The 16,204-nt window shown below is 35.7% G+C and carries 13 protein-coding genes; 11 read left to right on the forward strand and 2 right to left on the reverse strand.

Annotated features, from left to right (window positions below):
• Positions 1-13 precede the first annotated feature (13 nt).
• The 5 genes from AC1RP4_RS00810 to araA all read left to right on the forward strand — a co-directional run bounded on the left by AC1RP4_RS00810 (position 14) and on the right by araA (position 6,522).
• A complete protein-coding gene (locus AC1RP4_RS00810; RefSeq protein ID WP_481761010.1) occupies positions 14-1,132 on the forward strand; it encodes a GntR family transcriptional regulator in 1,119 nt (372 codons plus the stop codon).
• Positions 1,133-1,330: 198 nt separating this feature from the next.
• Positions 1,331-2,698, forward strand: a complete 1,368-nt coding sequence (locus AC1RP4_RS00815; protein WP_481761009.1) for a sugar porter family MFS transporter — start codon at positions 1,331-1,333, stop codon at positions 2,696-2,698.
• 29 nt (positions 2,699-2,727) lie between these two features.
• The gene (locus AC1RP4_RS00820; protein ID WP_481761008.1) at positions 2,728-4,344 is read left to right on the forward strand and encodes a xylulokinase; all 1,617 of its coding nucleotides are present in this window, start codon (positions 2,728-2,730) and stop codon (positions 4,342-4,344) included.
• Between the two features lie 5 nt (positions 4,345-4,349).
• Entirely contained in the window at positions 4,350-5,051 is a 702-nt protein-coding gene (locus AC1RP4_RS00825; protein ID WP_409021771.1) for an L-ribulose-5-phosphate 4-epimerase, read from the forward strand.
• A 43-nt stretch (positions 5,052-5,094) separates the two neighbouring features.
• Positions 5,095-6,522 (forward strand): L-arabinose isomerase, encoded by a 1,428-nt coding sequence (araA, locus tag AC1RP4_RS00830; protein WP_481761007.1) that lies wholly within the window; start codon positions 5,095-5,097, stop codon positions 6,520-6,522.
• A gap of 190 nt (positions 6,523-6,712) precedes the next feature.
• On the opposite strand, the gene AC1RP4_RS00835 is transcribed toward araA, so the two are convergent.
• Together AC1RP4_RS00835 and AC1RP4_RS00840 are read right to left on the reverse strand one after the other, a co-directional pair.
• Complete coding sequence (locus AC1RP4_RS00835) at positions 6,713-7,657, reverse strand: Dyp-type peroxidase (protein WP_481761006.1); 945 nt, start codon at positions 7,655-7,657, stop codon at positions 6,713-6,715.
• A gap of 20 nt (positions 7,658-7,677) precedes the next feature.
• Positions 7,678-8,631, reverse strand: a complete 954-nt coding sequence (locus AC1RP4_RS00840) for an NADP-dependent oxidoreductase (protein ID WP_481761005.1) — start codon at positions 8,629-8,631, stop codon at positions 7,678-7,680.
• Between the two features lie 213 nt (positions 8,632-8,844).
• Between AC1RP4_RS00840 and glpK the strand changes: the two genes are divergently transcribed.
• The 6 genes from glpK (at position 8,845) to AC1RP4_RS00870 (ending at position 16,096) form a co-directional block, all read left to right on the forward strand.
• Entirely contained in the window at positions 8,845-10,362 is a 1,518-nt protein-coding gene (gene glpK / locus AC1RP4_RS00845; RefSeq protein WP_481761004.1) for a glycerol kinase GlpK, read from the forward strand.
• A 13-nt stretch (positions 10,363-10,375) separates the two neighbouring features.
• The gene (gene glpO, locus AC1RP4_RS00850; RefSeq protein WP_481761003.1) at positions 10,376-12,196 is read left to right on the forward strand and encodes a type 1 glycerol-3-phosphate oxidase; all 1,821 of its coding nucleotides are present in this window, start codon (positions 10,376-10,378) and stop codon (positions 12,194-12,196) included.
• Positions 12,197-12,220: 24 nt separating this feature from the next.
• Positions 12,221-12,940, forward strand: a complete 720-nt coding sequence (locus tag AC1RP4_RS00855; RefSeq protein WP_409022824.1) for an MIP/aquaporin family protein — start codon at positions 12,221-12,223, stop codon at positions 12,938-12,940.
• Between the two features lie 185 nt (positions 12,941-13,125).
• Entirely contained in the window at positions 13,126-13,653 is a 528-nt protein-coding gene (locus AC1RP4_RS00860) for a GNAT family N-acetyltransferase (protein WP_409021765.1), read from the forward strand.
• A 103-nt stretch (positions 13,654-13,756) separates the two neighbouring features.
• Positions 13,757-14,695: a dihydroorotate oxidase gene (locus AC1RP4_RS00865; RefSeq protein ID WP_481761002.1), complete on the forward strand. Its 939-nt coding sequence runs from the start codon at positions 13,757-13,759 to the stop codon at positions 14,693-14,695.
• Between the two features lie 300 nt (positions 14,696-14,995).
• Positions 14,996-16,096 (forward strand): lactate oxidase, encoded by a 1,101-nt coding sequence (locus AC1RP4_RS00870; RefSeq protein ID WP_481761001.1) that lies wholly within the window; start codon positions 14,996-14,998, stop codon positions 16,094-16,096.
• The last annotated feature ends 108 nt before the right edge of the window (positions 16,097-16,204 follow it).

A 16,204-nucleotide genomic window follows, 5' to 3' on the forward strand; every position in this document is an offset into this window, starting at 1 on the left:
TAACATACTGGGTATGGTAAAATTAGAATTAATAGGTGGTGGATTTGATTTGGAAAACAAATATGAGCATGTTTATCGTGAAATTAAAGCGAAAATTGTCGCGGGTGAATATGAAGTAAACGATAAATTAATGACTGAATCACAGTTAATGTCGATTTACGAATCTAGTCGTTATGCGGTTCGTAAAGCAATTGGTGATTTAGAGAATGCAGGGTATGTCTACCGAATACAAGGTGGCGGTATCTTCGTTAATGATTGGCATACTGTAAAAAAAGTGACACAAAATAATAAAATAATTGGTGTCATGACGACACATATTGCTGATTATATTTTTCCAAATATTATCACTGGAATAGATCGTATTATTTCTGAAGAGGGATATACAATCATGCTAAGTAATACGCTTGATAATGCTGAAAAAGAACGATATAGCCTTTTAAGAATGCTTGAAATGAATTTATCTGGACTAATCGTAGAACCAACACAAAGCGCATTAATAAATAAAAATAAGGATTTATACGAAAAGATAGTGGCGCAAAAAATACCAGTCCTTTTTATTAATGCACATTATGAAAACTTGGAAATTCCATACTTAGAGTTAAATGATTTTAATGGTAGTGAGGTTGCTACAGAGCATTTGATAAATGAAGGACATGGAAAAATACTTGGTATTTTTAAAGTGGATGATAAACAAGGTCAGTTAAGAATGAATGGATTCGTGCAAGCTTATATGGAACATTCAGCTATTTCATACCAAAGTGAGATATTGATGTACCAATCTGCTGATTCAATGCAAAATATCTATAAAAAAATTGAAAAGATTCTGCATAGATCGGATCATCCAACCGCGATTGTTTGTTACAATGACCAGCTTGCCATTAAATTAATAGATATTGTTAAGTCGATGGGAATGAAAATTCCTGAAGATATCTCAATTGTTGGTTTTGATGATTATCAATTATCAAAATATATGTCACCTAAATTAACAACAATTAGACATCCAAAGGAAAAAATGGGCCGAGAAGCTGCGACGATGTTATTAAAAATGATTAATTCTAAAACAATGTCGGCGAAATCTGTCGTATATGATGCAAAGCTAATCATTCGAGAAAGCGTTAAAAATAGGAATTAAAGCATGATAAGTATTACTCAAATTTGAGTAATACTTATTTTTTTGAAATTCATTCGAACAAATAAAAATAACTATTGATTTGTTCGAATGAATGTGAGAAAATGACCTTGTTGATAAATGCAAACGTTTTCAGAAAACGGTTGCTGTAGGTTTTTCGGTTGGTCGTACCAATCGGACAATAAAATTTGGAGGTGTCATATGCAAAAAGAAAAGAAAATATCTAGTAAGTTTATTTACTTTTTTGGGTCATTCGGAGGAATTTTGTTCGGATACGATATCGGGGTTATGACGGGGGCTTTACCATTCTTGCAAAAAGATTGGGCTCTTCAAAATAGTGCCGGAACCGTTGGTTGGATTACTTCAGGAGTTATGTTCGGTGCCATCTTTGGTGGCGCGTTAGCCGGTAAGCTTTCAGATAAGCTAGGTCGACGTAAAATGATTTTGATGTCAGCTATTATTTTCGTTATTGGTTCATTACTCGCATCATTCTCACCAAATAATGGCCAAATGTATTTAATTATTGTTCGTATTTTCCTTGGACTAGCAGTTGGTGCTTCATCAGCATTAGTACCAGCATACATGTCAGAAATGTCTCCGGCTAAATTACGAGGACGACTATCAGGAATTAATCAAACAATGATTGTTTCCGGAATGTTACTTTCATATATTATGGATTTTCTATTAAAAGATTTACCTGAAGCATGGGCATGGCGCGTTATGCTTGGCTTAGCAGCAGTACCAGCTGTTGTTTTATACTTTGGGGTTTCACGTTTACCAGAATCACCTCGTTTCTTAGTTAAAACAAATAAAGTTGATGAAGCTCGCCAAGTATTAACTTGGATTCGTCCAGCTAATGAAGTTGAACAAGAATTAGCTGATATTCAAACTACTGCGGGTGAAGAAAATCATATTGAAAAAACATCAATGGTTCAATTATTCACAGGTAAATATCGTTACTTAGTTATGGCCGGTGTTGGTGTTGCTGCATTCCAACAATTCCAAGGGGCTAACGCAATCTTCTATTACATTCCTTTAATTGTTGAAAAAGCAACTGGGAATGAAGCAAGTTCAGCACTAATGTGGCCAATTATTCAAGGGATTATCCTTGTCTTAGGTTCACTCTTATTCTTAGTTATTGCAGATAAATTTAAACGTAGAACACTTTTAATTCTTGGCGGTTTAGTAATGGGACTATCATTTATCTTACCTACAATCATTAACATGGTTGTACCAAATACGAGTCCTATGATGATTGTTGTTTTCTTATGTATCTACGTTGCATTCTACTCATTTACATGGGCTCCACTTACATGGGTATTAGTTGGTGAATTATTCCCATTAGCTGTTCGTGGAAGTGCTTCAGGAATTGCATCTTCAGCTAACTGGATTGGATCATTCTTAGTAGGACTATTATTCCCTATTATGACAGCTTCAATGCCACAAGATGCTGTGTTCGCAATCTTCGGAATCATTTGTTTATTAGGTGTTCTATTCATTCGTTTCTTCGTTCCAGAAACACGTGGTCGCTCATTAGAAGAAATTGAAAAAGAAGGTACAAGAAATTAAGTAACCTATACGTTAGGAGTGTAATTGATATGGATTTAGTAAAAACATCTCAAGCAATAAAAAATGGTCAAGTTTCACTTGGAATTGAATTAGGCTCAACACGTATCAAAGCAGTTTTAGTTACGGACGATTTTAAGACAATTGCAACAGGGAGCTTCAATTGGGAAAACCAATTGGAGGATGGTCTTTGGACTTATTCTCTTGAACAAGTTTGGACGGGGATTCAAGCTAGTTATAGACAAATGGCTGCAAATGTTCAAAGCAAATACCATGAATCATTAACAAAAATAGATTCAATTGGTATCAGTGCTATGATGCATGGTTACCTTGTCTTTTCGAAATCTGATGATTTATTAGTTCCCTTTAGAACATGGAGAAATAATAATACAGAACAATCAGCTGATGAATTAACAGAGTTGTTAAACTTCAATATTCCACAACGTTGGAGTATTGCACATCTTTATCAAGCTGTTTTAAATAATGAAGCCCATGTAAATGACATTGGTCATTTAGAAACATTAGCTAGTTATGTTCATTATATGTTATCTGGTAAAAAAGTTATCGGAATTGGGGATGCCTCTGGTATTTTCCCAATTGATGAAAAAACAGGCACATACTCAGCTGATTTATTAGATAAATTCAGTGGTATTGAAAAAGTTTCTGCTTATGATTGGGATATTAAAGACATCCTACCTACTGTTTTGAGAGCTGGTGAAAATGCTGGATCATTAACAGATACAGGAGCTAAATTACTTGATGTTAGTGGCAAACTTGAAAGTGGTAGCTTGATGGCACCACCTGAAGGTGACGCAGGTACAGGGATGGTTGGGACCAACAGTGTACGTAAGAGAACAGGTAATATCTCAGTTGGAACCTCTGCTTTTTCTATGACTGTTTTAGATCAGCCTATGAAAAAAGTGTACAAAGATATTGATATTGTAACAACACCAAGTGGTGCGCCAGTTGCAATGGTTCATGTTAATAATAGTTCGTCAGATATTAATGCATGGGCTTCAATCTTTGGCGAGTTCGCAGCAAAACTAGGTGTTCATTTAACACCAGATCAGTTGTATGAACGATTATTCTTAGAATCAACTCATGCTGATGCCGATGCAGGTGGATTAATGAATTATAGTTACTTATCAGGTGAAAATATTACACATATGCCTGAAGGTCGTCCATTATTTGTTCGAACACCTAACAGTAACTTTACATTACCTAACTTCATCAAGACGCAATTATATGCGGCATTTGCACCACTTAAGATTGGAATGGATATTTTAAGTCAAGAAGAACATATCCAAACTGATGTAATGATTGCTCAAGGTGGTATTTTAAAAACAGCTGTAATCGGACAACAAGTATTAGCTAATACGTTGAATATTCCAATTACGGTTATGAATACTGCTGGTGAGGGTGGACCTTGGGGAATGGCTGTCTTAGCAATATTTGCTAAGAAAAATAATAACGGTCAAAGCTTAGAAGACTTCTTAGATCATGAAGTTTTTGTAGACCCAGAAAGTATGACGTTAAGCCCAGAACCTGAAGGTGTAGAAGGTTACAATACATTTATAGCTAGATACGAAGCTGGCTTGTCTATTGAGTCAGAGGCAATAAAAAAAATTAAGGAAGAAAAGAGGAACTAGTATATATGTTAGAAAAGCTAAAACAAGAAGTGTACGATGCTAACATGCTGTTACCTAAGTACAACTTAATTACCTTTACATGGGGTAACGTGAGTGGAATCGATCGTGAAAAAGGGTTATTCGTCATCAAACCATCTGGTGTTGATTACGATGATTTAAAACCTGAAGATATGGTTGTTGTTGATTTAGACGGTAAGAAAATTGAGGGTGATATGAATCCCTCAAGCGATACAGAAACGCATCGCATTCTATACAATAACTTCCCTAATATTAAAGGTGTCGTTCATACTCACTCACCTTGGGCTGTTTCATTCGCACAAGCAGGCTTGGATATTCCAGCAGCCGGTACAACACATGCAGATACCTTTTATGGCTCAGTTCCAGCAAGCCGTATCATGAATGAAGCTGAAGTTGTCACAGAATATGAAAAACAAACAGGTGACGTGATTGTCGAAACGTTCAAAAAACGTGGACTCGATCCTGATCAAATTCCAGCTGTTTTGGTTAATGATCATGGTCCATTTACATGGGGTACATCTGCTTTAGATGCTGTGCATAATGCTGTTGTCTTAGAAGAAGTTGCAAAGATGACTTATCATACATTGCAATTGAATCCACATGCAATTGACATGCCACAATACTTATTGGATAAGCATTTCCTAAGAAAACATGGTAAAAATGCATATTATGGTCAAATTAAACACTAAAACACGTTTTTAAAAATAATAAACTATTAGGAGGAATTATATTATGTTAAAAGTTAGTGAAAAAGAATTTTGGTTCGTTGTCGGTAGTCAAGGTTTATACGGTCAAGATGTTTTAGACGTTGTTCAAGGTGATGCAGAAAAAATTATTGATAATTTAAATGCTAGTGGTTCACTACCATACAAAATTGTCTTTAAAGAAGTTGCAACAACTGCTGAAGTTATTACTAACATCATGAAAGAAGCTAACTTTGAAGACAAAGTTGCTGGTGTGATTACTTGGATGCATACTTTCTCACCTGCTAAAAACTGGATTCGTGGAACAAAATTATTACAAAAACCATTGCTACATTTAGCAACACAATTTGGTGAAAATATTCCTTGGTCAACAATTGATATGGATTACATGAACACAAACCAAAGTGCTCATGGAGACCGTGAATACGGCTTTATCAATGCTCGTCTTCAAAAACATAATAAAGTTGTTGTTGGTTACTGGAAAGATGAAGCAGTTCAATCACAAATTGCTGACTGGATGGATGTTGCTGTTGCTTACGGTGAAAGTTTCAACATTAAAGTTGCTCGTTTTGGCGATAACATGCGTAATGTTGCCGTTACAGATGGTGATAAAGTTGAAGCACAAATCAAATTTGGTTGGACTGTAGATTACTTTGGTATTGGTGATTTAGTTGCTGAAATGAAAGAAGTAACTGACGCTGAAATTAATGCAACATATAAAGAATGTGAAAGTATGTACGATATGGTTGTTGGCGACAACGATCCTGCCTTCTACGAAGACCATGTTAAAGAACAAATTAGAATTGAAATTGCTTTACGTAAATTTATGGAACGTGGTGGCTACAATGCATTCACATCTAACTTCGAAGATCTTTGGGGCATGAAACAATTACCAGGTATGGCTGTTCAACGTTTAAACGCTGAAGGTTATGGTTTCGCTGGTGAAGGTGACTGGAAGACTGCTGCAATCGACCGTTTGATGAAGGTTCTTGCACATAATAAAGCTACTGGATTTATGGAAGATTACACGTATGATTTACGTGCGGGTCATGAAGTAACTCTTGGTTCACATATGTTAGAAGTTGATCCTACATTAGCTTCAACAAAACCACGCGTGGAAGTACATCCATTAGGTATTGGTGACCGCGAAGATCCAGCTCGTTTGATCTTTGATGGTTCAAATGGTAAAGGTGTCGTTGTTTCAATGTCTGACTTTGGTACTGAATACAAATTATTAATTAACTCTGTTGAAGGTCAAAAACCAGAAGTTGAAGCTCCTAACTTGCCAGTAGCTCGTCAATTATGGATTCCAGAACCAAGTTTTAAAGAAGGCGTTCATTCATGGATTGAAAATGGTGGTGGTCATCATACTGTTCTTTCAATGAACGTGAAGGAACAACAAGTTGTTGATCTTGCTAAGATGTTTGATCTTGAATATGTTGAAATTAAAAAATAATTAATATTTTAAAGGATATCGCTGTTAAAGCGATATCCTTTTTTTGTGTAAGAAGAGTAATCAAATATGATTTATATCAAATAAAATCGGTGCTTACGAAAATAAAGATTCGTAAGCACCGATTTAGATTTCTAATGATAATAATTGAGAATTTTATCTGCATCTGAAAAAATAATCTCAGACTTTCGTGTTATAGATTTCCATCCACAATTTGTTCTAAAGTTGTTTTTGAAGGGATAAAGAATAAATTACCGGTTTCAGCGGTACTGAAATCTAATAATCGATCACTTTTACTTTCGAACATATTAATGAGCATTCGATTAGTTACTGCAAAATGACGTGCGTAACCAATGAAGTATGTCCCTGTAATGTCTTTCCCAGGTTCTGAGAAGGGAACGTTCATACGGACAATTTTATGCTCAATGCCATCTTTCATATCTTGTGAAGCAACGTTATGAGAATTTGGTAATTTTTCTTCGTCAGTTAATTCTAAATCAGAATCTTTCTTCCGACCAATTGCTTTTTCTTGGTCTTCAGTCTTTAAGGCATTCCAAGCGGCCATATTATGGATATACTTTTGAGCAAAAGCATAAGAACCGTTTGTAAAATCAGGATCTTCGCCCCCAATAACGGCGTAATCGAGTGCTTCATTAACATCTGGGTTTTCAGTACCATCAATGAAACCAATAACGGCGCGGCCTTCAAAATAACGGAAGCCGTGTGTTTCATCTTCTACAGTTGTGACATCCTTAATGAAAAGCATAAATTGCGCCATAACTTCATAGACAACAGCACTTTCACCAGCGCGAACATGAAAGAATAAATCGCCAGGAGTTGAAATGGCAGTGTATTTAGGCCCAACAATTTCTTTAAAATGGGTAAGTTCAACAGGTTTGATAGCATCAGGGAAAAGATAATCCCAAGCATCAGAGCCAAAACCAAAGGCAACTTTTAAGTTAGCTTTTGGATAACGAACGTTCATACTACGGATGATGGCCGGAATACGGTCAGATAGCTCTTGAACTGCTTCTAATTCAACTTTTTGATCTTTGTGATTTAAGTTTAGAATGGTGAAATTAACAGCTTCACCTAAATCTTTATAAACATCTTGTGTTAACTTTTCGTTTACTGACATAATAAATGCTCCTTAGACTTTTAATTTCCTTTAACGATTATAACCATTTTACCTGCATTATGTGGTGAATTTAATTGTTTATGGGTTTCAATAATATCGGTTAAATTAAAGTGATATTTTTTTGCTATTTTAATTTCTAATTCATCTTGCATCATTAAATCTGTTAAGAAAGTTAGCGTGTCACTATCTTTTAACTCTTTAACATTCTCAACAAGGTAGTAATCTGCGAGTGGCTTTGATGCTTGAACAGAGTCGGTTGGAACGCTAACTAACGATACCATTCTGCCGTTTGTCTTCAATGCTTTGACGCCTACCTCACTGCCAAGACCGCCAGGAGTTGCATCAACAACAATGTCAGCCATATCTTTAAAAGTTTCGGCGGGATTTTCTTTATCGTAGGCGCTATAATGATCTGCACCTAGTCGACGAACATAGGGTTCGTTGGTGCTTGAACCACTAGCGAGAACAGTTAATTCCATCAATTTAGCAAGTTGCACTAAAATCGATCCGACACTTCCAGAAGCGCCTTCAATAAAGATGGTTTCACCAGCCCTTGCTTTTGCAAAAAAGTTCAAAATATTGTATGCCGCTATACCAGGTGTTGGTAGCCCAGCAGCTTCAGCAATCGTCATATTATCAGGTCGCTTAGCAATATGTGATGTAAAGACGACAAGTTCTTCTGCGTAGCCACCGAAAGCCTTATGAACAACAACAGCATCACCGATATTAAAATGAGTAACTTCATCGCCAATTTCAGTAATAATACCCGTTACGTCACCTCCAGGTACAATTGGAAATGGTAAAGGCATAACGTCTTTCATATAACCGGCACGTAAAATTGCATCAAATGGGTTAATGCCAATCGCTTCGATTGAAACCCTAACCTGTTTTGATTTAAGCGCTACTTCTGGATTAACTTTTAATTCCTCAAATACGGTTGCGTCACCATATTGGTTAAAGCCAAATGCTTTCATAAGTATAACCTCCCTAGATTAAAATCATATTGGTACTAGTCCCAATATACCATAATTTTAAGAAAAGGTTTACAAAACGAGGGAGAATAACAAATTTTGTAACAATGTATTTTGCGCAATCTAATTGACAACGTATTTTTGAAGATGTATAATATCCATATTGGTAAATGATAGCGTTTTCATAAATAATTAAAAAGAAAGAATGTGAGTTATTTGGAAAAATATATTTTATCTATTGATGAAGGAACGACAAGTACAAGAGCAATTATATTTAATCACAAAGGTCAGAAAGTTTCTGATGCACAACGCGAATTTCCACAATATTTTCCTCAACCTGGCTGGGTTGAGCACAATGCAAATGAGATATGGAACGCAGTATTATCGACAATCGCAAATACATTTATCGATTCCGGGATTAAACCTAAGCAAATAGCAGGAGTTGGGATTACCAACCAACGTGAAACAACTGTTATCTGGGATAAGAAAACGGGATTACCCATCTACAACGCAATTGTTTGGCAATCACGTCAAACGGCAGAAATTGCGGAACAATTAAAACAAGATGGCTATGATGAATTAATTCATGAAAAGACAGGATTACTGATAGATGCCTACTTCTCAGCAACTAAAATTCGTTGGATTTTAGATCATGTTGATGGCGCCCAAGAAAGAGCCGAAAAAGGCGAATTACTTTTTGGAACTATTGATACTTGGTTAACATGGAAATTATCAGGTGACGAAACACATGTAACTGATTATTCTAATGCTAGTCGGACAATGTTATTTAACATTCATGATTTGAAGTGGGATGAAGAAATTCTAAAAATTATGAATATTCCAGCAGTTATGTTACCAGAAGTTAAATCAAATTCTGAAGTTTACGGACATACGAAAGATTATCATTTTTATGGTAGTGAAGTGCCAATTTCAGGAATGGCTGGAGATCAACAAGCTGCTTTGTTTGGTCAAATGGCATTTGAACCAGGAATGGTTAAGAATACTTATGGAACAGGTTCATTTATTGTCATGAATACAGGGACAGAACCTAAATTATCTAAAAATAATTTATTAACGACAATTGGTTATGGGATTAATGGTAAAGTTTATTACGCTTTGGAAGGTAGTATCTTCGTTGCTGGTTCAGCAATTCAATGGTTAAGAGACGGGATGCGCTTGGTGGAACATGCACCAGACACAGAACAAGCAGCTAAAGAATCGACGAATGATAATGAAGTTTATGTTGTACCTGCCTTTACAGGATTGGGAGCACCTTATTGGGATCCTGATGCACGAGGTTCAGTCTTTGGAATTACTCGTGGAACAACACGTGAAGATTTCATTAAAGCAACGTTACAATCATTGGCTTACCAAACTAGAGATGTTGTGAAAACAATGGAACTAGATACGGGAATTAAAATTCCGTTACTAAAAGTTGATGGTGGTGCAGCTAAGAATGATTATCTGATGAATTTCCAAGCAGATATTTTAAATACACCTATCGAACGTGCTCATGACCTTGAGACAACTGCTTTAGGAGCAGCCTTCTTAGCTGGATTAGCCGTTGGTTATTGGAAAGACCTAGAAGAACTCAAAGCTGAGTATACTGAAGGGGATATTTTTAAACCAACAATGCCTGTGGAAGAAAGCGAAGATCTATACGCAGGTTGGCAACAAGCGGTTGAAGCAACTCGAGTATTTAAACATAAACCAATGAAGAAAAACAATAAATAAGGGGGATACAACTATGTCATTTTCAGCAACATCAAGAAAACAAGATATCGAACGATTAAAGAATGAAGAATTGGATTTATTAACAATTGGTGGTGGTATCACCGGTGCCGGCGTTGCTATTCAAGCAAGTGCTATGGGTTTAAATAACGGATTAATTGAAATGCAAGATTTCGCTGAAGGAACATCATCGCGTTCAACAAAATTAGTTCATGGTGGTATTCGTTACTTGAAGACATTCGACGTCGGAGTTGTTTCTGATACTGTTCAAGAACGTGCAGTGGTTCAACATATTGCACCACATATTCCACGTCCACAATCAATGTTATTGCCTATTTATGATGAACCCGGCGCAACTTTTGATATGTTCTCAGTAAAAGTTGCAATGAATTTATATGATCAATTGGCAGGTGTTGTTGATCCTCAATGGGTTAACTACACAATTTCTAAAGCAGAAGTTTTACAACGCGAACCACAATTAAAATCTGATAAATTAATGGGTGGCGGTGTCTACCTTGATTTTAAGAATAATGATTCACGTTTAGTTATTGAAAATATCAAAAAAGCACATGAAGATGGCGGCTTGATGGTTAGTCGTATCAAGGCTTTAGACTTATTGCATGCTGACGGTAAAATTACTGGTGTTCATGTATTAGATTTAATTAGTGGCGAAGAATTTGATATTCATGCTAAATATGTTATTAATACAACGGGTCCATGGTCTGATTTTATCCGTAAAATGGATACTGATGAAGATTTTGTACCACAAATGCGCCCAACAAAAGGTGTTCATTTAGTTGTTGATTCTAAAAAATTAAATGTACCACAACCAACATACTTTGATTCTGGAAAACAAGATGGTCGTATGATCTTCGTTGTGCCAAGAGAAGATAAAACATATTTTGGAACAACAGATACTGATTTCCATGGTGATTTTGAACATCCTCGTGTTGAACAAGAAGATGCTGATTACTTACTTGATATTATTAACGAACGTTTCCCAACAGCTAATGTCAAAATTAGTGATATTGAATCAAGTTGGGCTGGATTACGTCCATTGATTTCATCAAACGGAAGTTCAGATTACAATGGTGGAAACTCAGGTAAAATTAGTGAGAAGAGTTTCAATGATGTTATTAACGTTATTGAACGTTTTGAAAAAGATGAAGTAACTAAAACAGATGTTGAAGATGTCTTGAATGATTTGGAAAGTACACTTTCTGAAGATAAGACAAGTGCATCACAAGTTTCACGTGGAAGTTCATTGACTATTTCAAAAGATGGCTTATTAACATTAGCTGGTGGTAAAATTACAGATTACCGTAAGATGGCTGCCGGTGCCATGGCTGCAATTACAAAATTATTGAAAGATAATTATAGTCAAGAATTCAATGCGATTGATTCTAAAAACTTACCTGTTTCAGGTGGTGATATTGATCCTAACAACGTTGAAGCAACAATTAGTTTCTTCGCAAAACAAGGAATGGACAATGGGTTGACTGAAGAAGAAGCTACAGTATTTGCTAACTTATTTGGTTCAAATGCAGCACGTGTATTTAGTCAAATGACTCACGTTAAAGCAGCAGAAGGACTTTCTTTAGGTGAAACAGCTAGTCTTCACTATTCAATGGAAGAAGAAATGACGTTAACACCAACTGATTACTTAATGCGTCGTACTAACCATATTCTTTTCCATCGCGATACATTAGATGCTGTTAAAGTTGGCGTAATTAACGAAATGGCAAGTTACTATAGCTGGACTAAAGAAGAAAAAGCAAAACAAACTGCAGATTTAGATGCAACAATTGCAGAATCAGATATGAATTACTTAAAATAACCATCAAAAATAGGGGTGAGTGTGATGACAACAAGTCTTATGACGCAACTTTTGGGTGAATTTTTAGGCACAATGATTTTAGTATTATTAGGTAATGGGGTTGTTGCTGGTGTTTCGTTACGTAAGTCAAAAGCTGAAGGTGCTGGTTGGATTGCAATCACATTAGGTTGGGGAATTGCCGTAACCTTGGGTGTCTATGCGTCAGCCTTTATGGGACCAGGACATTTGAATCCAGCTGTAACTTTGGCAATGGCAATTGTTGGTAAGATTGCTTGGTCTTCTGTATTACCATATATGGTTGTCCAGGTTGCTGGTGGTATCGTTGGTGCTTTTCTGGTATGGGTTCAATACATGCCACATTGGAAAGAGACGAAAGATTCTGATGCAATATTTGGATCATTCGCAACTGCTCCTGCAATAAAAAGTAATCTATATAACTTTTTAAGTGAATTAATTGGGACATTTGTCTTAATCTTTAGTTTGCTAGCATTCACAAAAGGTAACTTTACAGATGGTTTAACACCAGTCGTTGTTGGTATCTTAATTGTTGGTATTGGTCTTTCACTTGGTGGGACAACTGGTTATGCAATTAATCCGGCCCGTGATTTAGGTCCTCGTATTGCACATGCTATTTTACCAATTGCGAACAAAGGTGGATCAGATTGGTCATATAGTTGGGTACCAATTTTCGGACCATTTGCTGGCGCAGTGATTGCCGCAGGGTTATTCTTAGCTGTAGCATAGGTTAAATGTCTGAAATAATTTATTATTAAGTTAAACCTCTATTATTGAATTTTAATTCAATAATAGAGGTTTTTTATAGTAAATTTTAAAGGGTATTTTTATTGTATATTGATAAATTATGCGATATAATAATTTTTCAATCGTATTTATACGAATAGATTAAGCATAATAAAGGATGTGTAACAGTGACTGTATCTTACTTAAGACTGGCAACGCCAGAAGACTTACCAGCAATTACAGGAATTATTGAGGAAGCAAAAGCTTACCTTAAAGAACAGGGAATTGACCAATGGCAAGGTGCTTACCCGGCGGCGAACCATTTAGAACAAGATATTAAAGATCAATTGACTTATGTCTTAATGGTTGGAGATGAAATCGCAGGAACTGCTGCACTTTGGCTAGGAATAGATCCTATGTATCTTAACATTGAAGATGGCGAATGGATTAATGGCCCACAAGCACGTTATTCGGCTATTCATCGAGTTGCTGTTTCTTCAAAATTTAGAGGTCAACGTTTATCAGAAAAAATGATTTCAGGCTTATTAACAATTGCGAGATCATTGGGTTACAAAGATGTTCGCGTTGATACACATCCTGAAAATAAAGGGATGCAACATGTCATTACCTCAAATGGATTTGATTATAAAGGTATCATTCATATGGAAGATGGCGTTAACTCAGCACGATATGCTTACCAAATTATTTTAAAATAAAACGTTTAAGACAGCGAATGATATCGCTGTCTTTTTTTGTGAAAAAAGTAACAATTTGAATTTTGATAAGGTATACTAGTATCAATATGAAGGAGGGATTTTTTTGATTTCAACAGCAACGACTTTAGCGGGTTCAAATTTTGATAATTGTATGATGAATGCATCGGGTGTTTATTGTATGGATAGCGACGAATTACTTGCCGTCGAAAGTTCTAAGGCGGCAACTTTTGTAACGAAGAGTGGCACGCTTCAACCACGTAAGGGTAATCCAGAACCTCGTTATTTTGAAACAGAATTCGGTAGTATTAATTCAATGGGCTTACCAAATAATGGCGTTGATTACTATTTAGATTTTGTCTCTCAAAATCAGATAAACCATCCTGGTAAAACATACTTTTTATCAATTACGGGTTTTAATCTAGCGGAAGATCTCGAGTTACTTCAAAAAGTAACAGATTCAGATTTTGCAGGAATTGTTGAATTAAATTTATCTTGTCCTAATGTACCAGGAAAGCCCCAAACGGGTTATGACTTTGAAACAGTTGATGCGATATTAAAAGCTGTTTTTAATAGTTATCACAAACCGTTAGGAGTTAAATTACCACCGTACTTTGATATTATTCATTTTGATCAAATGGCTGCTATTTTAAATAAATATCCATTGTCTTATGTCAATAGTATCAATAGTATTGGGAATGGACTATATATTAATGATGATACAGAAACGGTCGTTATTAAACCCAAGCAAGGTTTTGGTGGTATTGGCGGCGAATATGTTAAGCCGACTGCTTTAGCTAATGTACATGCGTTCTATCAACGATTAAATAAGAATATTCAAGTAATCGGAACTGGTGGCATTCAAACTGGTAAAGATGTTTTTGAACATATTCTATGTGGAGCAAGTATGGTGCAAGTTGGAACAGCGTTGATGGTTGAAGGACCCGCTGTTTTTGAACGACTAACAACTGAGCTAGAAGAAATTATGGCAGAAAAAGGGTACCAAAGTATTGAAGATTTTAGAGGAAAATTGAATTATTTATAGGGATGAGATAGGGAAAATTATACCAACTTTATACGAAGGTATATGGGCAAACAGCTGAAATTAGTCATGGACTAATGGACTATAGACGTAACGATATTTAGCTTTAAATGGAATGAGATAATTTACCTAATTAAATGGTGAATTATCTCATTTTTAATTAATAGAATAGTGTTAGTAGTAGTTAATATTTATAGATAAAAAAATATTAGTAGTTATGTGTGCAAACGCTTGCACAATGCTTTATTCAGTGCTATTATTTAGACAAGATAAGTTGGGTGCAACATAAAAGGGGAGTTTAATATGACAGATTACATTACAAGCGATTTAGAAAAAGATATTACCGTTATTAATGCTTTTGATTTAGAAAAAGATGCAGAAAAGATTATTCCAAAGGGTGGATTTGGTTATATCTCTAGTGGAGCTGGAGATTTGTATACTTTAGAAGAAAATATAAAGGCATTTAATCATAAACTAATTAGACCTAGAGTGTTACAAGAAATTGATCATCCCGATACAAAAACAACTATTTTCGGAGATGAAATCACATCGCCTATTATTATGGCACCAGTTGCTGCACATGCATTAGCTCATGTTAAAGGTGAAATTGATAGCGCTAAGGGTGTTTCAGATTATGGTTCAATCTACACAGCAAGTTCATTTGCAACGAAATCATTTAAAGAAATATCAAGTCAAGCTAATGGTCAACCACAATGGTTCCAATTCTATATGAGTAAAGACGATGGTATTAATCGTAATATTATGGATGAAGCAAAAGCTAATGGGGTTAAAGCAATTGTTTTAACTGCTGATGCAACTGTTGGTGGTAATCGTGAAACAGATAAACGTAATGGATTCACTTTCCCACTAGCAATGCCAATTGTTCAAGCTTATCAAAGTGGTGTTGGTCAAACAATGGATGCTGTTTATGGTTCAGCAAAGCAACGCTTAAGTCCAAAAGATGTTGAATTCTTAGCAGAATATTCAGGTTTACCTGTCTTTGTTAAAGGAATCCAAGGTGGAGAAGATGCAAGTGTTGCAATTAATTCAGGTGCTGGTGGCGTCTGGGTTTCAAATCATGGTGGTCGTCAAATTGATGGCGGAATCGCTGCATTTGATGCACTTCAAGAAGTAGCAGAAACTGTTGATAAGCGTGTGCCTGTTGTCTTTGATAGTGGTGTAAGACGTGGAGCTCATGTTTATAAAGCCTTAGCAAGTGGTGCAGACTTAGTTGCAATCGGTCGCCCAGTTGTTTATGGCTTGGCACTTGGTGGTCATAAAGGTGTTCAAAATGTCTTTAATTACTTCCAACATGAATTAGAATTAACAATGCAATTAACTGGAACGCATAATATTGATGAAGTTAAACGTACTAAATTAATCGATAATCCTTACGGAAATTAAAAAAATATAAAAGTTAGTTAGCACTTAAAAACTGTTAGATTGGTTGTTAAAACCTTTTTAACAGTTTTTTTATTTTTGAAAATAGTCAAAACACGAACTTTAAATGTT

Source organism: Dellaglioa sp. CoH-56-MRSF-10 (assembly GCF_056782175.1).